This is a genomic window from Nocardia mikamii NBRC 108933, from assembly GCF_001613505.1.
GTDB lineage: Bacteria > Actinomycetota > Actinomycetes > Mycobacteriales > Mycobacteriaceae > Nocardia > Nocardia mikamii.
Genome location: NZ_BDCM01000007.1, coordinates 129,393 through 153,972 on the forward strand (window position 1 = coordinate 129,393; position 24,580 = coordinate 153,972).

At 66.9% G+C, this 24,580-nt stretch carries 1 protein-coding gene (running past one end of the window); it reads left to right on the plus strand.

Features of this window, described 5'->3' with window-relative positions; translation table 11 throughout:
* A protein-coding gene (locus NMI01S_RS10045) for an MFS transporter (RefSeq protein ID WP_157126117.1) crosses the window boundary here: on the plus strand, positions 1–24,580 show its 5' portion. The gene runs 23,408 nt beyond the window's last position; only the first 24,580 of its 47,988 coding nucleotides appear in the window; its start codon is at positions 1–3; its stop codon lies off the right edge, out of view.

Below are 24,580 nucleotides of genomic sequence, written 5' to 3' on the forward strand. Positions count from 1 at the left end.
GTGGACGGTTCGTTGTTCAGCCCCGTCGTCGAGCTGCGGAACACTTTCGAAAGTCTGCCCGACATGCTGCGGCGCCCGATCGAGATGGTGGTCTTCGGCGGAGAACTCCCCCGCGCCGACATCTCCGAGATGCGCCGGATGGCCGCCGAGCTCCGGGCTCGCGGCGACGAGCTGGACGCGCATTCCAGGGAAATCAAAGCGGTTCTCGCGCAAGAAGATTCGGTGGGCGAGCTGGCCGACCGGCTGCGCGAGGCGTTGCATTCGTACGGAAAGGGCGCGGCCCAGCTCGGGAGCGACGCCGCCACCCTGGCCGACCAGGCGCAGGCGGCGGCCAACGACGCGGAGAAGTGGCTGTGCGTGATGTTCACGTTCGGTATCCACTTGGCGTGGCGCATCTTCGGTGTGGTGAGCAGCGCCGCGGCGGCGGGACCGGCCGGCTCGGCCGCCGCCGCGCCCACCGTGGATGCCATGCTCGTCGAGGGGCGCGGCGAAGTAACGGCCATGCGGGCGAGCCTGGAACGGGCGATCCAGGCCGGTGCGGCGAAGGCGGCTACTCGGCTGGCCGCGGCGGGACCGTTGCAGTTCGCCACCATGCTGGGCAAGGCGGCCGCGCTACCCGTGGGCGTGGACGCGGGGGTGCAGGCACTGCAGGTCGCCACCGGCGATCGCAGCGCCGACATCATCGGATCGGACGGTTCGAATCCGACCGGAATCGACCTGAAGTCGATCGAAGTCGCGGCCCTGGCGGGAATGGGTGGGGCGGCGGGCGGCATGCTCGCCGGAAAGTTCGCGCCGATGGTATTTCCCAAGATCGGCAGCAGTCGCCTGGCCATGGGCCTGGTGCACGGTACCGCCGGTGCGATATCGGGTCTGGGTGCGGCGTCGATGGTGGCCGGTTGGCCGCAGCATTACGACCAGGTACTCGCGCCGCTGCTCAACGGCGCGTTCGCCGGGGGCGTGTATTCCCGTGGCGGCGCCCCCGCGAGGACCGTCGACGGCGGCGGGGCCTTCACACCACCCGACGCGTTCTCGGCAGGCCGCGACGGGAACCCCGCGACGCCTCGACGGCCGGTCGAGGTGCCGGCGGAATCGAAACGGGCGTGGGAGGACGCGCAGAAGGCATGGGGCCCGGCCCCGGAGGCCACGAAGACCCCGGGTGAGCGCGGCGGGGCTCGCGCCGAGGTCAAAGAGGAGACCCCGGCAGCGGAACCACGCTCACGCAGCGAACGGGGTACGCCGACCGCAGCGGACGGAGCCGGTGGCCGCCAGTCCGGGCAGCAGGTCCGTCCCGCATCCTCCGACGCCGCCGCGGCCCGGTCGGGCTCGCATTCCGAGACCGCCGCTCAGGGCGAGCGGCCACCCGCCGAGAAAACGGCCGCCGCCGGGAAGGCGACCGCGCCCCGATCGGTGGAGGCGGTGGACGAAACCTCGCCGCCGCCCAAGCTCCCGGCAAGCCCCACGCCACGCCCGGTCGGCGAGGTCCACGAAAGGGCCGCCGCCCCAACCGAAAACCGTGCACCCGCGAAAGCCGGGCTGAACCCGACCGGAGAACACACCGCGGTCGCGGACGGCGCCGGCAACGAGACATCGGCACGACCCCATCCGGTAGCCGAGGGCGAAGCCGGTTCGCCGCCGGGCGCTCGCGACGAGCACGAATCCTCGGGTGGCGGAGAGCGTTCGGCCCCGCAGCGGGATGCGACCGCCGAGCAGTCCGGCGCGGAAAGTCCCGAGCACTCGGGCCGGACCGAGACGGACGGTGCCGAACCGCCAGTTGCGGAGGAACATTCGTCGTCGGTGCACGAGAAGCAGAGCGTTCCGACCGCCGATCACGACAACCCCTCCGATACCGCCGGTATGCCGCGCAGCGACCGCGACAAGGCGGTCGATCTGCTGATCGACTTCCACCAGGCCTCCGCCGAGCATGTTCCGGAGAGTCAACGCCTGTCCAACCTGCCGGACGACGTGCTGATGGCCGGCCTGCACAGCGGCGACGAGCACCAGTCGTTGCTGGCGACGATGGAGATCATCCGGCGCGGCACGATCAGCGAGAAGGTGCCCGGCGGCATGGTGCTGCGGGTCGAACAGGCCGAAGCCGTCTACGCGATGAAATCGCGTCCGGTGGAAATGAAACCAGGCCAGGGCAAATCGCTGGTATTCATGGCCGCCGCAATGCAACGGGCGGTGCAGCACAAATCGGTTCTGCTCGTCACCACGACCGATGGGCTGGCCAATCGCGAAGTCGACACGTATCGGAAGTTGCTGACCGACGATCGAGACGTCGCCGAAGTGCAGAAGTTGTTGGGCGACTTCGGGATCGACGTGTTCCGCGCCGATCAGCAGAACGGCTTCGGACCGATCACGGAGGGCCGGCCGGCGATCGTGGTCGCGACCGGCGAGACGGTCGGGCATCTGTGCAATGCCGGTATCAAGCCACCACGGCATGTGTTGATCGACGAGATGGACGGCATCATCGACCGCGGCGAGCGGCAGTTCCTCCGGTCGGAAGGTGCCGAGCAGGCGGCGCCGGAGGCAACCGCCAAGCAGGTATTCGATGCCCACGATTTCCTCACCGAGGCATTGGCGAAAGGGGCTCTGTCACACGAGGATTTCGGCCTCCGGCGCATCTCGGAGGAGATAGGACAGCATGCCGACGGGACACCGGAGGTCATGTACTGGTACGACGGTCAACCCGAACTCACGCCCGAGGGCCGGGCCAAGGTCGAGGCACTGCCCGGCGGAAAAGACTGGCTGGACGGAATGGGCGCCTCCCGGCTGGAGACCGCGGCCCACGCCGAATTTCTCGTCCGTGAAGGCGTCCACTACGAAATGGACGCGGGCAAGATCGTCATCATCGACCAAGCCGAACACGGTCTGCAACGAAACCCCAAGACCTCCAGCGAATCACGGTGGAGCGCGGAGCCGGGCAAGGCGAGTCTCGCCCAAGCCATCGAAGCCAAGGAGTTCCGGGCGGCCGAGGCCCGAGGAGAGAAGGCCGAGGCGCATCGGATCGTGGTGCGCGCGGATGCGGAGTCCGCCAAACGTATCGATTCGGTCGAAATCTACCGTGTCGGAGGCGAATCCTTCTTCGATGAAGTGACCGGTGCATCCGGCACGCTCACCGACCTGAACCCCGTACTGAACAAGATCTACGGTCTGCAGGAGGCCCACGAGGTCGCACGGTCGCAGACACATCGGCTGGTGGAGGGCCAGCATGATGTGGTCGAGAGCACCCATGCCAAACTGCGCGCGATCGCCGAATACGCGAACGAGATGCGGGCCGGAGGCGAGGGCCGGTTCCAGGAGATCCTGTGTCACCGCAACGATCTGGTTGCCCGGCAGGTCGAGGCACTGGTGCGCGCGGGAGTGCCCCGAGAGGCGATCGAAGCGGTCGACGCCAAGCGGATCATCGGCTGGGGCGCGGACTGGGAAGCCCAGTTGCAGAAGGTTTTCGACGAGGCCGGTGAGCAGGGCAAGATCCTGGTGATCAACCGGCAGGGCCAGCGCGGTGTCGACATCTCGGTGTCGGAGGCGGTGAAGGCCAAGGGCGGCATGCACGTCTGGATGACCGAGGCCCCCGAGCAGTCCTACATCCACGAACAGGCCAAGAATCGCACCGCGCGCAACGGCGACCGCGGTAGCGCGCAAGTGGTGATGTCGACGCAGGACGCCCTGATCCGCAATGCCATGCACCTGCGCGGGGTCCGTGAGGCGGTTGTTGTCTACGAACAGGCCGTGGCCGCCCATCAGGCCGATCCGACGCCCCAGACCCACGATGCGGTCGTCGCGGCGAGCCATGCCGTCCGTGAGATGGCGCCGGAACTGCAGCAGCGTGCGCTGCGGCACTCCACCGCGGAGTTCATCCGGCATCACGCCTTCTCGACCGGCAACGTCACCCTCACCCTCGCCGAAGCCGACACCGGGTCGTACGGCCAACCCGACTTCACCCGCCCGGATGAGTTGGCGGACCAGGCGACACGGCTGGCCGGATTGCTGGGAATCCCGGCTCCTGCCGTCACGAACCAGATTGCCGAACTCGAACGCAACGGTGTCACCGATCCGGTGCGCGAACTGCTGAATCGGGCCGGTATCGCGCCCGCCACGGCGGAGGCGCTGCAGCAACAAGTCGAGGCCACCGCCCCTGCGAAGGCGCGCGATCGTGCGGGCCTCAGCGATGTGGACGCGCTGATCGAGACGATGCCGTTGCGAAACCGGCTCGCCGACGAACTCCGTGTGCCGATCGCGGATATCAGCGGGGCCGAGGGCATGCGCGTGCTCGATCCGCTGCTGACCGAGGCGAGGGACACCCTCGCGGCAGCAGTGGGTTATCCGGCCGCCGGGATCACCCCCGTCATCGCCCGCGACATCCTGGGCGAAGCGGTCGCCGATCACTTGACTGCCACGAACGCCGGGCGATTCGCCGCCGGAAACGATATCGATTCCGCTGCGGCAGTTTCCGGACCCGTGAGCCGGGACGCCGAGAATACCGACACCCAAAGCGCGGACTCCCAGAATCCGGACATCCAAGCGACAGCCGTCCGGAATGCAGACGCCGCGAACGCGGATACCAGGGACGTCGCCGCAGGGACGGACGCCGACATCATCGCCGCCGCGTCACAGTATCTGGCCACCGCGGCCCTGCTCGATCTGGTGGTGCAGATCCACCGCCGCAGCCCTAACAGCTGCGTCAACAATGCGGTGACCGGCATGCGAGTGTTGTGTCCCGACAACGCCCGCCGTTTCGAAATGCCCGCCACCAGGCTGGGGGGCCACGGACGCGATGTGGTGCGAAAAGTGTTCGGCGCCGGCCTCGAGAAGGCCGAATCGCTGGAGCAGGTCGCCGAATCGTTGAAGTCCCGGCCGGGTGGGATCAGTGTCCTGGTCTACAAATGGAAGGACACCCGGGCGACCGGCAGCGCCGACGCCGACGACCATATGGTCTTGCTGGTCAACGACAGCGACTCGGTCGACGAACCGAACCTGGTCGTCGTCGACCTGGCGGTCTCACGGGACGGTGACACCGCAAACGACTACGGTCCCAGCGACCTGCGAAACCGCCGTGCGTTGCTGAACAAAGCCGTCGGATTCGATGAATGGCGCCGCGAGCAGAAGAAGTTCATCGATCGGATGCCGATGGAGAAGCGGCTGTTCGAAAGCATTGAGTTCGACCACGACGGCAACCTCGTCGCCGGTTCGCGCATGGGCGCCCCGGCCGCCGAGGCCCGACAGCCATCCCGGCAAGTCGTCGTTCCCGACACAACGATGGACGAATTCGATGCGATAGTCGCAGGGTTATCGGACCCGGGCGCGGCGATGCCGATCCGACTGGATGCCGCAGAGACCGTATCGAACGATCCGCGCCGCGACGAACGCGTAGAGGTCGGTCGTCGACCCTATGAGGGTCCGGACCCCATAGCTGCCGAAGACCAGACCGGTGCCGCACTGGGGAGCATCGGCAGCAGGCCGTCGGACAGCGCGGCAAATCAGCCGGCACCGAGCACCCGCAAGCAGTACATCGTGCGGGAGACCGGCACGGCAGTGGGCCCGTCCGGCCGAGAAGGCGAGCGATCCCGCACCAACGAAGTCGCAGCGGAACGTCACCGCCTCGAGGAACTGCTGAATCAATCGTTCGGCTGGCTGGACTCCGACGGCGTCGACATCGCGGTTATTCTGATGTCGGAACTGATGGCGAACTCCCTCGCCGATACCGACGGCAAGGTCGAGGTCGTCATCACCCAGACCGACACCGAGGCCGCGCGGAAACTGCGTTTCGAAGTTCTCGACGAGAGCACCTTCGCCCCTCAAATCGGCGATATGCCGGATGAATTCGCCGAACGCGGCCGCGGCCTGCCGATCATGGCGGCCGCCGCCGACGAGTCCGGCATCACCGTGTTCGACGACGGCTCAGGCAAATCGTCCTGGTTCGAACTACACCGGCCGCTACCGGCGAGTGATCAGGCCGCGCCGGCCGCCGGCACCGACACGAGCCGGACAGGGGCGGATCCGACCGACGACCGTATCGAGTCGATGGCCGACTGGCTCAGCGCCGACCGCGAACTTCGTGGTATCAGCCGACCGGATCTCGCGGCTCGCATGGGTCGTAGCAAGTACAGCGTGCAGAGCATCGAACTCGGGCGACGCCCTGTGACAGTTGCCTACCTGCGGGAATATGCTGCGGCTGTTGAAGTCCCGGAAGAGGTTTTGCGTTCCGCGGTTGCACGCTTCGAGCCCAGATTCGCAGACCATTTCGGTGAGTCGATCCCGCCACCGACCGACGACCGATTTCGGACCGTCGGCGAGTGGCTCGTCGCACTGCGCAACCACCGCGGGTGGACACCGCAGACGGTTGCGCAGCGTATCGGCTTCGAGGTCGAAACCGTTCGCAGGACGGAGAACGGGCGCTACCCGGTAACTCTCAATTATCTGCTTGCGGTGGGCACTGCATACGGATTGTCGAACGACGCACTGCGCACGGCTGCTCTTCGCTTTGCGCCCGACTTGGCGGACCATCTGGCCGATTCGGTTCCAGAACCGAACGATCCCCGATACCGCACGTTGAACGCGTGGATGACGGCGGCCCGGAAGCAACGGGGCTACACGAAAGGACAACTCGCCGAACGTATGAGTCGGTCCAGCGACACCGTACGAAAGGTTGAGGGCGGCGAGACGGTAACTCGGGACTATCTGCGTACGTTCGCGACTGCTCTTTCCCTGCCCGATGAGACGGTCCTGGTCGCCGAGCGGCGCTTCACGACCCCCGACCCGGCGGAGTTCGAGTCGATCGGCCACTGGCTCAGAGCTGTTCGGGAACGCCACGATCTGGATCAGCCACAGCTCGGCGCTCGTATGGGTCGCCATCGAACAGTGGTATCGATGGTGGAAACCGGAAATCGCCGCCCCGGTCTCGGTTATCTACGTGACGTAATCGATGTGCTCGGCATATCGGACGCCGAACTGTTATCCGCTCTCCTCCGTTTCGAACTCCCGCTGGCAGATCATTTCCGGGAACCTGTTCCAGATCCTGCCGAGCCGGAGTACCGGACACTGGGTGACTGGCTGCGCGCGGTGCGAGAACACCACGAGTGGACCCAGAAGAAGCTAGGCGCCCGAATGGGCTGGAGCCGTATAACAGTTTTGAAAGCAGAGAACCACCGTACGGTCGGGCCGAAGTATCTGCAGGACTTCGGCCGGGCGCTAGGAATTCCTCGCGTCACACTTCACGCAGCGGCACTTCGATTCGCGCCGCACCTAGCCGACGCAGTCAGCGCCGCCGCCCCTGACCCGAGAGACCAGCGGTTCGAGACGATCGGAGATTGGCTGACAGCCAACCGCCAGCGTCGAATCTGGACACAACAAGAAGTAGCCGACCGCGCCGGCGTTCACAAAACGCGTGTGTGGCGCGCAGAGCACAGTGAAAGCCTGCCCGAGGAGTTGTTGCGGCAGATCGCCGGCGCACTCGGCATTCCCGCGCAGATGATCGCGATCGCACAGCGGCGGTTCGCGGTGCCTGATCCGAACGATCCCGCATTCGATACCTTGGGCGACTGGCTCTGCGCCAACCGCGAGCGGCTCGGCTGGAACCGGCAGGAACTGGCGAACCGAACAAATGACCATCGCGTCGCAATTTGGGACGCGGAGGATACCAATCGCCCCATCGGTCCTCGGCTCCTGCGCGATCTGCGGGTAGCGCTGGGGATTCCGATCGAGACGATGCAAGCTGCCCTCCGCCGCTTTGCTCCCGAACTGCAAGACTATTTCGGCACATCGATACCTCGCACGCGCGACCGTGCATCGATCGGAGAATGGGTCACGGCGGTCCGGCAATATCACGGGCTGACCAAGAAGGACCTTGCCACCCGGATGGAACGTCATCAGCGGACGGTTGCCGACGTGGAAAACGGTGGTCGGGCAACGCTCGATTTCCTTCGAAGACTGCGCGATTCGGTCGGCATGCCACGGGAAATACTTCGCGAGGCGGTCGAGCAGTTCTTGGTTCGTGGCGCCCCGGAGGAAAAAGCGGAAGACACGCTCTTCTGGCAGCTGATAGACGCGCCGGTCGGGTCCTCGGATGAGATGCGGATCCGAAACGCGATCTTCGAGCAGTTCGACTGGATCGCCATCGCAGCCGCTCGACGCTGGAGTTCCCTGCCGGAATCTGCGGAGGATCTCACACAGCGGTTCCGAGAGGCGATACTCGGTGCGATCCGCAATCATGTGCCCGGTGGACCGCCGTTCGCCGCCCACGCCTGGGGCAGTGTCCGCGGCGCGATGCTTACTTCATACTTCGAATCCAGATTCCCCAACCTCGACAGACCGACACGACTATTGGTGGTCCGGGTCTACACGTTCGTCAATCGCCATGACGAAAAGACCAGTGGCCGTTTAGAAGTCGACCAGATCGCGGCGGCGCTGGATCTCGCACCCGCTGAGGTCAGAAGTGCACAGCAGCTCATCGCGGGAAAGACGTCATCGCTCGATGCCAACGCGCCTGGGCTGGATCGGCCGCGGCAGGTTGCCGACCCGACCCTTGCCACAGCCGACGTCGAGTTCGCGACCACCGTACGCGCGGCGCTGCAAGGCTTGCCGGACCCGGCAACCGCCGAACTCGTGGTGGGCGCTCTCATGCAAGGGCTTTCGCCCGACGAGGCGCAAGCACGACTGAACATCTCGCCCGAAGCTTTCCAGCAGCTGACGCTCGAAGTGAGTGAGGTACTCCGCACTGTCTTCGCCCGGCCCACCGAGGCGACCGGGGACGATCCGGTTGATCCGATCGGCAGTAGACCACACGACTCGGAAGGGGCGAACGCGGCCGGACCGGACATTTCCCGTTCCGCGACAACAGCACCCGACGGTTTCCGTACTGCGCTGATAACGAAGCTGTGGGGGCCGGGCTCGTCCATCTCGTCCGCCGACGCGGTGACGTCCGATTCGGAACCGGGCAACCATTCTCCGCGAGAGCGCAGCATGCTGGCGGTCCTCGACTACGTTGCCGGGGCAGCGTCCGGCTTCGTCGCCTCCGCAGTGAGCGAGGGTCTGGAAGCGTCGGCGCTCGAGGCGATTCGAGGGCTGGACCCGGCGGACCTCGAAGCCGTGCTTGTCGATCTCGGTGCGGCGCGCTCCGACGTCGAAGGCGTTGTGGCGCGGTTTATTCGGATCCAGATCCAGGGAGCGATCCCGGGCGCGGCACCGTCCACAGTGCCCGACGTCGACGACTATCTGGTGCGGGTCAGCGCCCCGGACGGTTCGGACAGCTGGCGAACCCGCCGGCTGGTGCGCCGGATCATGGAGAACTGGTCACACGCCGGCGAGGTGGGCTGGCCGGACTCCCGTCAGGTCGACTCGGCCGAGTTGCTGGTGTCGGAGTTGGCGGGCAACATCCCGCGTCACGCCGGAACTCACGGGTTCGTCATCGCGACGGTGACCGAAGACCCTGGCGGCCCGGTCATCCGGGTGGGAGTTCGCGACTACAACCGCACGCTCCCGGGGTGGCGCAACCCGGACGGTAATGCCGAGTCGGGCCGGGGTGGCCCGTTGTTGACGATGCTCGCGACCGAATACGGTGTCGTCGAGCATGTCGACGGGAAGACCGTGTGGTTCGAGATCCGCGGTGAGCGACCCGGCGGTGAAGACGGTCGAGCCGGCGACGATGACTTGGACCGTCTGAGCACACTGTTCCCCGACCTCGGCGACGATTCGCCAGACCCACCTTCCGGCGGCCCGGACGGCCGAATCGGGAGCGCGCCCCACAGCCCGCCCGCAACCAGGTTTCCGGCGCTTCTCACCGCGGGTCTGAACGCCGGTGTGGTCCGCCGGGAAGCGCTGACGAAAGCGCAAGGGGTCAGCGTCGAGCGGGTCACGTTCGGTAACGGCTACCGGAGCGACCGGGAGGTCTACGACAACGCCGGCGATGCCGCGAAACAATGGCTGACATCGCAGATCGGCGCTGCGATGGGCGCGCCGGTCACCGCCACCCACCCCGCGACCGACGACCCCCAGGTGCTGTACCGGGAAATCGTGCCCGGGGGCGCGGCGAATACCGTTCTGCCGCAGAGGATGTCACGTGCATACGATTTGGGATTGGTCGGCGACGATCCGGCGAGCGAAGGATTCGCGGCGTTCGGTCCGGTCGATCGCAGCTATCTGGATTCGGCTTCCGGGGAGCTGCTCGGCCTGCTGGATGCGGTAACCGGGACTCGGCGCAGCACACAGCACTGGAATATCGGCCCGGACGGCGAAGTGACAGGCGGGCGGACCGCACTCGACTCCGAGCAGGCCGTGCCGAGCCCGTTCGCCACCAAGTTCGTTCGGTATGTCGATGGTCGCCCGGTGTGGCAGGGCCACGGCTTCCCCCGCGCCGACATCACAGAGATGCGGGAACAGGTGTCCTACCTCGAAGACCGGCTGCGGGACTTCTCGAGTGAGCAGGAAGCCATGTTGCTCGACACGCACTCGCGGGTGATGACTGAGCTCGGCCGAGCCGAACGGTACGCGGTGCACACGCCGGAAGAAACCGCGCACATCGGCGGCTTGAGCGCTGACGCGCAGGCCAAAGCCCGGTTGGTCGAGGAGTTCAACCTCAACCATCCGTACTTCGTCATCGCCGGATTCGACCATCCCCGCGTCCCCGTCGACGCGGTGCGGGAAATTCTCGAGACACTGGACGACCTGCTCACCCGATACCGGCACGCCCCGGATCTGGTTGCGCACATGAGCAATATCCGTGAACTGCGCATCGATTTCCTGGCGGATCCCGGGGTCAACGCCGCGACCCTCAAACGGGGCACCCGGAGCAAGTGGATGACGCTGAACCTGTCCCGGGTGGCCGACCGAACTCAGGCACTCGAGGACGATCTGTACGACCGCTCGACCGGGTTTCACCCGGCCAGCGGACGGTCCTACCACGACGATGTCATCCATGAGTTCGGGCACGCGATCGACCACGCCGCGGGCAACCGGTTCAGCCAGGAAATCGAGGCCGTGCTGCGGCGCGCATGGAGGGCGCTGCGAATCACCGGCCTGATCGCCGAATCGTACGAAGAATGGCTACAGCGCCTTCCGGAGGCGGCCTTCACCGACGAAACGAAAACCACGCTCAGGCCGGCGGAGGCGGTCGCGGTGGGGTTCGCCGCTGTGGAGATCGACGGCCCCGACGTCGGCAGTCCGGAATGGGTGATCCATCACTATGTCACCACCGTGCGCCTACCGGAGATCTCACCGGACCTGGTCGTGAATCTTCCTCCCGGCGAAGCGAAATCGGGAACCGCCACCACAGCGGATCAGCCGGGATTCGGACCCGACGACGTCATCGGCAGCAGGCCCTCGGAGAACGAGGCAAATTCGCGATTCGACCCGATCGGCGCGAGACCGGCCGAAGCGGGGGCGGCATACGAGCGTTATCGGCATCGGCTCGGTGAGCAGTACCGGGACCTGGCCGGACAATTCGGTGCGGTGGCGGGCGGACGGCTGTGGACGGCCTTGCGGCCGGAGTTGCGGCCGGTGCTCGACCGCGCCGTCGATGTGAACGGGGACCCGAGTGTGCTGGCCGACGCCGACCGGCTCGTCCGGCTTGCCTGGCGTCTGCAATGCCTCGACGAGCTGGCGGGTCGCGTGTGGGCCGAGACGCGGGGCCGGTCCGGCGCCGACATTGCGGGCGCCGAGAGCCGACGAATACCGGTGCACCGCGTGGAATCGCTGACCGCGGCGCTGATCGCCCACGACGACGCATCGGCCGCGTTCGACAACGAATCCTCCGGGCTCACCGCACAACTGGACGATGAGCTGGCACAGCTCTTCGGTACGCCGCCCGGCTCACTGGCGACGGACTTTCCGCGCGACGCCACCGTCCGGGATATCGCGGGAATCGATATTCGCAGTGTGTCCGCCGTCCTGCCGCCCGACGCGGGCGCGCTGGTCAGGCATGTCGATGCGACCGGTGTCGAACGGTTTCTGATGGTGCGGGAATCTCCCCGTCCCAGTGGTATGCCGGGCGACTGGCGGTCGCCGACCGTAGCGGAGGCGGTGGCCTTGAATGTGCGGGCCACGGGGACTGCCGAATTCACCGATGCCGGCGTCGCGGTGATCGAAGCCGCCGTGCGTTTCGCCGCGGGGATCGGCGAGGGCCGGATCACCGACGCACGGTGGCTCACGGCCGGTGAACTGAAGTTCGAAGAAACCGAAGATCGGCTGCACTCGTGGTTCGTGGATACCTTCCCGGCCGCGCATCACGTATACGAGGAGGTGCCGCCACCGACCGATGCGGCCGACCGTATTGCGCGATCCGCCTCCCGGCTGTCGTTGGGCGCGAACGACATCGAACGCCTGGCCCGCATGGTGACCGCACGGCCGGTGACCGAGCACGACGATATCGTCGAGTTCTTCGATCAACTCGTCGAGTGGGTCGAGGCGATCAGGATGGCCGACGCGTCCGCGGCGACCGGCGATACCGAACTCCTCGACAGCCCGCACAAACAGCAGGTATGCATTACCCTCGCCACCCATCCGGACATCCTGGACGCGCTTTCCACGCCGATAGGCTACGAGACCGTGTCCGATTTCGTGCACACTCCCGGTTGGAGTATCGCCGGAATCGGTGCCAGAGTGGAGTTTTTGGCGAAGCCCGAGATCCGTGCCGCTCTGCGGCGTGTCGACGCGAATAATCCGGATTTCGCCCCCGTCACCCGCGGCAGTTTCGGACGCCCGCAGCTGGACGATCTCGACAGGCTCGGCCGGGAGTTGCGTCGCATCGCCGAAATACCGGCGGGGGTTCTGGATCAGAACTTGCTGAGCACGATCCGCCGATATGCGATGAAGAGTGCGGAATCCGAACCGACGAAAACAATTGATCCCCGCAGCGCGGCGATGGCTGCCGATTATCGAACCTGGAGTTATCTGGTCGCCCTCGACGACCATTCTTCGAGCGCAATCCGGCACAGCATTGCGAACGACTATCTGCGTTCGGGCCGGATCGCGGAATTTTCGAAGGAAATGCTCGGTGAAGTAACATTCACCGAGCAGCAGCTGCGCGCGGTCGAGGACCTCTACATCGACCGCGCGGAGGGTCTCGCTTTTTCCCGATATTTCACTCTGGCAGCTGCCCTGTCACCGAGGCACCGGCCGCCGACGATTCGCGCGGCCATGGAGTTGGTCGATGTAGTGCCAGTCGAACTCGCCCGATCGGTGCGAGCCATCATGGCCGATAACGGGTCCGATGGAGAGCGAGCAGTACTCGACTTGCAGGGCACCGGCGCGGCAGTGCTGCCGGAGTTGAAGGCTGTCGTCCGGGCCTTCGTGACCGAGGTGCAGGGGGCGCATCTCTCCCACGAGACGCTGGCGAAAGTGCAGTCGTCGGAGCTTCTCGCCGGTGTGCTCATGGCGCTTACCAATTTCACGACATCCGAGTGGCATCGCGGCGATATCGTGTCTTTGCGGACGTTGCTCGAGTATTTCGACCAGGCACAGACGGCGGGGCGTATCGCGGAGATGCCCGCGGCGTATAAGCCGAGCGAGGTAGTGAACGTCGCCAAACTGCGGACCGGAACCGCGCCGCAGTGGACCGAGGATCTGCTGACACGTTTTGCGCGGCTGGCGGCGAATCTACGCGAAGCGCATTCGGCGATGACGAGCACCCGGCGTCCGATCACCCATCTGCTCGGTGAGCTCGGGCATGGCATTGCCGAACACATCTCGGCATTGGAGCGGTCACTTGCCTCGGGCAGGCTTGCCAACGGTCTCGTCATGAACGACGTGGCGCGTCAGAAGATAAAAACTCTCACCGAGCAGCTGCGAAAGCTCGTCGCATCGGAGCCCGGCAGCGCCAACCCTTTTCCGGCGTTGCGTTCACTCGGGGACTTCGAGAACAATTTCCAGCTCCTGGCCGGAGTCGGTGAATTGCATGACCACTTGCGAACGATTTGTTTCGCTTGGGCGATGCAACAGTATCCGGAATGGATCGATCGACTGCGGGACATCGGCGCGGGAGAGCCGACTCTCGATGATATCGTTCTGGTCCGGGAATTTGTGGATCACATTACGAATCACGAGGTGTTCTCCCAGTATTTCTCGAGCAGGAAGGCAGCACGCGCGTTCCGTCGGATGACCAGCGCTATAGCACTGGAGGAGGCGATATCGCGCGCTCAGGGCGTCGGTGTCGCGAGCGAGACGACTCCGCTGCGGTTCATTCCGACACGAGGTCCGTTGCTCGAACTGTCCGGACATATCGCCAGCGCCTGCTGGGCAGGGAAATACCCCTCGGTCGCCGAAGCGATGCCGAATATGACGGCAGCTGTCATCGTCCGTAATCCCGACGAGCCGGGCCGTGCCAGGCTGGAGGGAGCCGGTCTGCTCATCGAAACCACCAGCACATCCGGTGTGCCGCTGCTCCTCATTCGCGGTCTCAACCCTTTGGAGACCTATATCAATCACGTGTCGGTCGATGATTTCTATCGAAAATTCATCGACTGGGCACAAGGCATTGCGGCAGCTCGCGGACGTCACCTCGCCATCGTCATCGACGGCCGCAGCGGCGCAGCCGCGACCAATCGCCCCGCCCTGTTCCGGTATCTGGACGAAATACGCGTGAAGCTGACTCCGGTCCAAGTGGAGATGGCCGACACGACTTTCAACGGCTACGACGTCAGCCGAGCGGCATACCTTGTCGGGCCGGCCGGTAGCGCCGACCAGCAGATGCCGTCCCAGCACGGCGACCGCATCGGCAGCAGACCGGCGGAGGAGCCCGGATCGCCGGACGGTGCTCTGCGATCGCTGTCGGAACCCGAGGCGGTTCTCGGATGGGTCCGATCCGCGCTGCCCGCCGCGGACAGCCGAAACTCCGATCGCCGGGCTCTCATCGATCACCTGCGCGACCGTGCCGCCTTCGCACATCCCGCCACCGGGCCGCGGGCACCGGACGGGTGGCTGACGGACAACCGGGACATGCGTCGCGACCACGCCGCGAAGGCGCGGGAACTCGCCGACCGATTGGAGTCCGATCCGTCGTATGGGTCGGCCGAGGCTCACGACGATGCTCGGTTGCACGCGGCCGAGATGCGCGAGGAGTACGACGGTTTCCGCTGGCAACTGGTCGTATCGGGCGCTGACGTATCGAATCCGGGCGCCCTGGCCGCCGCGGTCGCGTCCCGACTACCCGACGAGGACTCGAAGCCGACGCACCGGGACATCCTCGCCGCGGCGGCACGCCTGGCCGAACTCGCCCGGACCGCTGCCGGGGACGATGCCGCATTCGTTGTCACGTCGTCCCAGGACCCCGATGGCCGACACCGCTTGGTCGCCCAACTGGATTACACCCGAAGCGATCCCACCGATTCCGATCCCGGGCTGGCCGTCGAGGAGTTGCGTCGCGGACTGTCCGATGTGGACGGCCGTATCGATCTCGACACGGCCGAGCCCCTGCCGGAGGGGCAGGTCTGGCATCGGGCCCGGCTCGACCTCACCAGACAGCGAATTCTGGTGTGCTGCGCTCTGTGGGGGCGGGGCCGGACGGGTATGGGCACGTTGAACCTGGCGCTCTGCGAGGGCCTGGTAGCGGCCGGGCACGAAGTGACTGTCCTACCGGGACAGGTCGATTCCGAGTTCCGGGTTCCGGGTGTGCGGGTCTACCTCCGCGAGGAGTGGATGCGGGATCTGCACCCCGAGCACGTGAGAAGTTTGCCCGACTCGGTCGATATGGTGATCGTGCACGTCGAAGCCGGCGGCCTCCGGGCCGCGGTGAAGGCCGAGGAGGCTTATCCCGCAGCGAAAATCGTCGCTGTCCATCATCTGATTCCGATGCTGTGGGAGAGCCTCACGAGCGATCCTGCGCAGGGTCGCGGCAGCGTCGCGGCGGGCATCTATCTTTCGCGGCGGGCGCATCTGGTGACGGGCTTGGGCCCGGCATTGGCGACGGACGCACTGTTGCAGGCCGCCTTGGCGGGCCACGGTTCGGTGCACGAACTGCAGCCGGTCCTGGACATGGCCGAACAGCCGCCGCAGCCCGCGCCCGGCAGTCCGGTACGGGTTCTGCTCTTCGGCCGTGTGGACGACGCGTTGAAAGGTGGCGCGGAGATCGCCGAGGTGGTGTCGCGGCTGCGCGCGCACGGCCATGATGTCCGGTTGGTGGTCCGGGGTTTCGAGAACGACCTCAGGGCGGCCCACACCGAATTGACGCAGATCGTCGGTGACCCCGATGTGGTCGAGGTGCTGCCGCACACCAGGGATCCTGCTGAGATCCGGGCGGACATTCGCGCGGCTACCGTGGTCGTGATGCCCTCGCGGGCAGAGGGTTTCGGCAGCGTCGCTACCGAGGCGACCGAACAGGGCGTGCCGGTCGTCGTGCCGTCGACGAGCGGGGCGGGTAGATACCTCGCCGCACTTGCCGGTCACCGCGCCGCGGCGGAACGATTCAACCTGGTGAAGCAGGACCAGGGTGCGCCGGTGCCGATCGACGACTGGGTGGCCAAGCTGCAGGTCGTCATCGACGATATGCCCGGCGCATGGGCGGCGGCGCGTCGATTGCAGGAGCTCATGAGGCCCCTGACACGTGAGAACAGCGCCAGGATGCTCGTGCATGCCACGGTGAATACCGAACCGCACGCTCGTCCCGAGACCCGGCCGTCGCGGACGCGCGTGTCGTTGGCGCACGGGCGAGTCGTGGCTCGTGGGGAGGAAGAAGACTACCTGCGGATACTCGCCGTGGCGGACGCGATGGAAACCGATCCCGCCGTGCGCAGTGCGATCATCGGTCGCAAGGGCATCGAATTCGCGCCGTCCTGGGAGCCACTGTCGATCCGGCTCGCCGCGACGGATCCCGACGAGTGGATGTTCGCGCCTTGGACAAAACCGGCGCAGCAGGACGATTCGCTGGCCCGCATCCTGGGTGCGACGGTGGCGACGGTGGCCGAACAGGGATTCGCCGCAACGACGATCGACGAAATCTGCCGGCGTGCGGAAGTCACTCCGGAGGAGTTCGACGAAAGCTTCCCGCGCACCTACGACGCCTTCGCCGCAGCGCACAAGGCGGCGCTGGACGATCTGCGGCAACTGATCATCGACGAAGTGAGTACCACCGCCCGGGGAGCCGACCGTACCGCCCGCACGGCGACCGTGGTCCACACCTATGCGAGTGCCCTGGCCGCTCGACCGGTCACCGCACGAGTCGTACTGGTAGAGAGATCCGGCCTCGATCTGGTTCAGCGCGCTGCCCGCGCGATGACCGCCACGAAATCGATTGCCGCCACCCTGGCGGAGGCGCTCGACGAGCCGGCCATGTCCGTCGAGGGACTGCGCGCTCTGGGGGCCGCGGTCCATGGCTTACTGGCGAACTGGGCCGCGACCGGAGACATGGCCGCGGTACCGCGGCTGCGACAGGATCTCGCCGACCTCCTCCGCATCGGTACCACGTCACCGGAGGTGAAGCCCGTCGCCGTCGCGCGACCGCATTCGCCGGCGCCGGACGACGGCTCGACCGAGCAGGCGAAACCGGATGAGCGCGAACGAATTCTGACCGAGTTGCTCGCCGCCGCCGCCCGTGACGGTTACGCCAAGTTGTCGCTGGACATCGTCCGGCAGCGTGCCGGTGTGTCCGCCGAGACCTACCAGGAGTTGTTCTCCGACAAGGAGTCCGGCTTCGAAGCGGCATGCGCTGCGGCGATCGAGCGCCTGCGGACCTCCCTTCGAGCGGCGTTGCCCGACCCGGTCGCCGGTGAGCTGCGACCGCGGCTGGAGACCGCGTTGCGCACCTATCTGACGGTGCTGGCCGTACACGGGGACGAGACGCGGGTGCTGCACTTGGAGCTGCCCGCGACCGGCCCACTGCGCGATCGGTTCCTCGCGATGGTGGCCGATCATCTCGCCGAGGCCGTCGACGAGATCGATGCGCGCGCCGGCCGGACCCTCGCCGCTGCCGTCACGGGCATTGTCGCCGACCGGATCGCCGCACGGCAGTACGCCCGGTTTCATGGTCTGCCGTCGGCCGATGTCGCGGCCGGAGCGCTGACGCCGCTGCCGGGAGATGTTCCGATCGTGGCGGCGTGGGCGCACGCACTGGTAGCCGAGGGGCCCATCGGCTCGCGTCCAGGGCGTCCGAGTCGACCACGTGCCCCGCAACAGAATTCGGGCACCGAACGGGCACCCGACACACCGTGGCGCCGCGGCGGCACCTCCCGCCCCGGGACCGACCCCGCTGCCGCCGGCTTCGGCGAGGACGGCGATGACACGGCTATAGGGGCCACCCCGAAGCAGCGCCCCGACTCGACCCCGCCCGCCACCCCCTGGGCGCGACTCGCCGAATCACGCAGCGGTACAGCGAGTTCCGATTCGGGACAGCTCCTCGAACGGATCAGGGCGCATATCGATGAGGGGGCGCGCGATCGAGCGGTCGCACTCGTCCGCGCGGAGTTGGATACCGAATTACGCGCACTATCCACGCATTTCGGACTGCAGGCGGTCCCCGGTGTGCTCGACGAGATCTGCGATGCCGCGGTCGCGCGAATCGCCCAGATCGGAGACCGGAGCCTGGCCGAGTGGGTGGAGCTCGTCGCCCACAACGTTCTGTCGCAGCAACGCGGATTCGCCGACATGTGGTGGCGAATCCGCGAACTGCTCGTCAACGGCGCGCATCTGACGGAATCGGATCCGATGGTGCAGGCGTGGAACCACGCGCGGTTGTCCGAGGTACGCCGGGCGCTCGACGCGCTGCCGCCTCATCGCCGCGAGCGCCTGATCGCCGCCTTCAACCCTGCCCGCCGCGGCGTCGGGCGGGCGCCTGTCAATCCCCTTGCCACCCAGCCGCAGGCGCTGTGGTCCGCTGCCCGCCACCTGGGATCTGCGATCGCCGCGGCCGCTGGTGTACAGGCCGAACTCCCGGCCGAGCCCCGGACAGAGGTCGACGACGTCGGCGCGGACGAGATCGACATGTACGGCGCGTACACCCGCGCCCAGGGTGGGCCTCGTCACGAAGCGATCCATGCGCTGGCCGAGGCCATACGCAACGGCGAGATGGCCCCGCATCCCAATGCGGTCTCCGATATCACCACGGTGCTGACCCAACGACAGACGCAGATACTCCGGCTTGTCGCGAGCCGTAAGTCGCGCCAGGAAATTGCAGGACTGCTCGGCGTTACTCGAACAACCGTCAACGTCACCGTGCGGCAAATTCTGCTCGGACTCGGTGCCCGCAGCGACGCCGAGGCGGTGGCGATGACTCTCGGCGCGCTCGATCGCCTACCGGCGGAAACACCGGCCCGGGCACGAAAGTCCGCCGACGACGATGCGGTCTACATCGTCAATCCCGGCCGAATCACCGATGCGCTTCGATTGCTGCCCGGTCTCGAGCGGGAGTTCAACCGGGCAGGTTTGGCGGATCCGCTCGACGAGTTCGCCGCGGCCGGGGCCGATTACCTGCGCACCTTGATCACGGTCGCCGCCTACGAGCTCTCGCTCGGCCAATCCGCGACCGCACGCGCACACCTCTCGGCCGCATTCGACGCAGGTGTAGCACTACTCAACCGGTTCACTGCGGACACGGAGATCAAAGCCGTCCTGGCGCCGCTACATCGGCTGCGGCGCACGCTCATCGAAGACCCGGCGTCGGCCGTGACGCTGGCCGACGAGCTCGCGGACAACACTCCCACCCGCCGGATTCTCGACCGAACCGTGTCGCATCTGGAGACCATCGGCCGAGCCAACCCCGCCTACCGCCCCCTCGACACCACCGCGGCCGAACTTTCTCACACCGAGACTGCTTCGGCCGAGGAAGCTCCGGCACCGATCGATCGGAACGATCCGCAGCCGGCCCGCCCGCAGAATCCCGAGGCACACCCCGACGAGCCCGTGGGAGCCCGCCCCGCCGCCGACGGCGCGGTCGGGCCGGCCGCCCGGCAGGTTCTGGCCGAATTGCTTTCGGCGCCGGTGCCTGTCGTGGTCATGGGAGCGGTTCGCTCCGCCGTGGACGCCATCCGGCAGCGCATCGCCGAGGCCCCCGACGACGTTCTGGTGGCAGTGAACACCTCGGAGCTGATCGCCTGGATCGCGGAGTCGCTCGACCTGCACCGCCGCATCGAGGCGATGACCAGGAAATCCGCGAGCACCGATGACCTACCGGCGGACCAGCAGGATCAGCTCGACCACCTTCGGCGGGCGTTCGTCACAACGAGCGACGCGCTGGCCCGGCGGCTGGACCGGATGTTCGGCTCCGACCCGTCGGCACCGCTCGCCACGCCTGATGCCGACGATCCCCTGCGTGAGTTGCGACGGTTGGCCGACGTGTCGAACTCGGCGCATGCCGCCGCCCTCGTCGATGCGCTCACGCACTACTTCGCCAACGCTCGCGTCGGCGATTCCCTCACCGGCGAACTCGCGAATCCGGAATTGGCCGCTGCCGCAGCCCGATACCGCGACCTGCGGGCAGCCGGATTCACCGGACGAGCGGCCCAGAAAGATGTCGCGAAGGTCGCGGGAACGTCGCAGACGAAGGTCAGTGTGGTCCTGCGCCGACCGGCCACCGATATCACCGCCGACCAGCGAATCATCCTCATCGCCGCACGCTGGCTCGACTATCCGATGCCGGAGGATCTGGTACGCGCCGCCGCACAGTACGAATCGGAAATGCGCGACGGCAGTGACGGGACACAGCCCGGGTCGGCATCGGCGGACCGGGCAGCGGAGATTGTTCCTTTGCGCGACGAACTGGTTTCCGCATACCGAGAACTGGAGAATGCCGACGACTCGGACCCTCTCGTCGAATCGTTCTCCCGCGCCACCCCATCACAGTTCGATGAGCACTTCCGCGCCCTGAGTCCGATTCAGCGGCGCATCCTGAAGTTGCGCTACCAACAGGGCCTGGGGCCCACCGAGGCAGCGGCGGAGCTGAACGCGCGGGGCTGGGCAGCCTCGACAGTGACGCCCCAGATCGTGCGGGCGGCGGAGGCCGGTGCATTGCGCCGGCTGGCCGGATTGCTGGCCCCGAACGCACCGCAGACGGTCAGCGATCGTTCGCGTGAACGGCAGCAGACACTCCTCGGACTGATCGCCCGTGGGGTGTCATGGTCAGGAGTCCTCGAACAGACCGGCTGGTCGCGAGCCACGGGGCGCACAACCTACTCCCAGCTCCTGCGGACCCTCGACGTCACGAAGCGCACGTCGACGGTGCCGGAGGCGGTCCGCCGCGGCTTGCTGGACATCACCGAACTTCCGGCGGTACCCCGGCAGACTCCCGCCTTGTCCCCCGATGAGCGCGCCCTGCTGTTCCTGGTAGCCACCGGATTGTCGAACCGCGCGATCGCCGAGGCGCTCACTGCCATGCGTGGTGTGCCCGTGGGGAAGGACGCGGTGAACAAGCGCGTGCAAGCCCTCGGGCGGAGGATCGGAATCGGCGACCGCGCCGGGCTGGTGGCCGCCGCCATTCGTGCGGGATGGGTGGATGTCAATGCCGACGACTGGCCCTCCCACTCCGACATTCGCGGCACCGCTGTTCCCCTGAGCGCGCAGGAGCTGCGGACCCTCGGTCTGATCATCTCCGGTCTTACCGACGATCAGATCGCGGCCGAGCTGAACACGACTCGGCAGACGGCCGTGACCTATCGCAACCGGATTTTCGGCAAACTAGGTGTTCACTCCCGTGAGGACGCGGTCATCGCCACGTACACGATGCCGGAACTCGTGGCGGCACTGCCCGATTCGGGCGGCGCCGATCTTCGGGCGATAGTCGACATTCTGCGGATGGTCGAGCACGCTACCGAAGGCCGTGAAGCCGGCCAGCCACAGTGGCGTCGGACGCTCGTGCATCATCTGCGTGACGCGATCCTCTCGGGCGACGTAGCCGCAGGCCGGGCGCTGCCCTCGGCCCGTCTGCTGATGCGGCGGCTGGATCCGGAGAAGATACAGGCGTCCACGGTCCGAGCGGCGTACCGGCAACTACGTGATGAGGGCTATCTTGCCCTCGTCAGGGGGCGACCGACCGTCACCTCGCAAGACAGCTGGTCCATCACGACCGACACACTCCGAACCCACTTCGCCGACAAGGTTTCCGACCTGGCTACCAGAACTGTCGGGCCCGCCTCGGCATCGGCGATTGTGGCGGAAGTGTGCGCACGGGCGGTGCGCGGCGCCGTAAACGGTGGCCACACGGTGGCGGAATGGGTTGATTCCGTCGCACGCAATGTGATCGCCGAACACCGCCCGGCCGCCGAATTCCTGCGGCGGCTCGGTGATTTCGTGCTGCGCGGCGCCGGCTTGTCCGGTGACGACGGGCTCGCTCTGGTACTGGCGAATGTCTCCACCGACGAAGTGCGCCACCTACGCGCCGAACTCCCCCTCAATCGACAGCTACGGCTCGACAGGTTCTGGCCGGCGCGGCGCGGCTCGGCACCACGCGACGTTCCCGTCGATCCGCTCGAATTGTGGTCGACCGCAAGGGATTTCGTCCTCAGGCTGGCCGAACTCCACGGCGTCACCGTCACTCTGCCGGCGGAGCCCACGGGGCACCAGCCTTGGCGGATCCTCGATACCGGGGCACGCAAACCATCCGGCCGCCCGATCGCGGATCTCCGCCTGACGCCGAACCAACGGATACTCCTCCGTTTGCTGGCACAAGATCTGACGTATCGGGAGGTCGCTGCCGAGCTGGGCATTTCGGTGGACTCGTTGAAGTCACGAGTGGCCGATGTGACCCGCGAGCTCCACGGCGAAGGCCGCGCGGAGCTCGTCGAGATCGCCCGTCGCTCGGGCCTGCTCGACGACACGTCATCGGCTGCCGGCGCCGCGAAAGCCCCGCCGCGCCGCACCGCCTCTCCGGTCGCGGCCCCATCGGACATAGCGCGCCGGGCGGTTCTGTCGAATCGTGAGAGCCACGTGCTCGCGTTGTCGGAACAGGGTCTGTCCAAGCGGGAGATCGCCGCTAGGTTGGGCATCGCTCCGCATACCGCGGAGGACCACCTCGGCAGCGCACGCCGCAAGGTCCGGCGGACAGCCGACCTGGCGAATCCGAATACCGTTGTGGCCGAGAGCAACTCAGAACAGACCGCGGCGACGGACGACACAGGCCGCGAGAAGAGGATCGGCCGCACCGCCCCGGGGGCCATCGCGTCGGCCGACGAGCTGCCGGATACCGAGCGACCGGACCCGGGCGCGATCGGCGCGAAGCCGGCACCGACCACAACCGGGGATGGCTCGGAGATGAACTCCGCCGTCACCCCGGACCCTTTGTCGGCCGACACCGATCCCACCCCGTCCGAGAAGAGCCTCGCCGACGCGGCGCTGGCCGGACTGCAGGCGCACTTCGGCTCCGGCGCGGACGAACGCACACTGCTGCAGGAGGTCGACACCACCGACGTCGTCGGCACCTCCCGCGCCCACACCGGCAAGGTCGCGCCGTGGTGGCATGCGATGAGCACCGGCCTCCCCGACCGCCCGAACGTGCCGCCGCTCCAGGTCGAACTCGGACTCTCCGATCGGCAGTACGCGCTGCTGCGGGTCTATCCATACGCGATCGGCAACGCCGACGGTATTCCGTTCACGGTGCGGGACAAGGCGAACCGGCTCTCGATCGCCCGCGACATCCGGCGGTTCCTGCAACGGCGGCCCGAAGTCGCCCCGCATGCCGTCGCCGAGGGTGCGGTGGGTCTCGCGCGCGCTCGCACCCTGGTGCGCCGCGCCGGTGCCGAACTGCAGGCGAGGGTTCCCAATCCGGTTCTGACCAGAGCCGAATTCGAGGAACTGCGCAACCTGCTCGCGACGCGTCGGCAGCTGCGCGACATCGAGGCCGAGGCCGCGCGCCTCACCGGTCGACCGCCGGTACAACTGCTCGCATACGATGCCGCGGCGCACGACGGTAACGGCCGGGTGATCCTGTCCATCGGCGACGCCGACCGCGCGGCGATCGTGAACCGGATGACCAACGGTTTGGGTTCGACGATGCGGAGACTGCAACACCGCTCGCAATATGCGCAGAGCCTCTACGAGATCACCGCGCGGCGCGCGGACGGCGCCTCGGTGGCCGCGATCGTCGATATCGGCTATCACTGCCCCGTCGATCTGTCCGTCGCCTCACCGCAGATGGCCGAAGTCGGCGGCGACATCGTGGCCCGTGACATCACCGCCTTCAACGCCACCCGCGAGTTCTACGCGGAGCAACCCGGCGGGGCATCCGCGCCGCGATTGCGCAACGTCATCGGCCACAGTTACGGCTCGACCACGCTGTGCTACGCGGCGCAGGACATGCGGCTGGCCGGCGAGGTCGACCAGGTGATTCTCACCGGTTCCCCCGGAGCGGGCCGTCGGATGCGGCATGCCGACGATTTCGGTGTACCGGTGTTCGTATTGAGCGAAAAAGCCGACCCGGTCGCCAATCTGGGTGCCCACAAACAGGGGCGGAAGGGGCGCTACGCGAACGCGGGCCTGGGCATCAGCCCGGCGGCGGCCATCTTCGGCGCCACCGTGCTCACCACCGAGGTACCGGTGGGTGGCGGATACTTCGCGGAACGCCCGGGGCTGACCCACCGCCTGGTAGTGAAGCCGCACGCCTCCTACTATCTCTGGGCCGACGAGACCGAGCGGGTGCCGGGGCGCGGCCTCGACAATCTGGGTTGGGTAC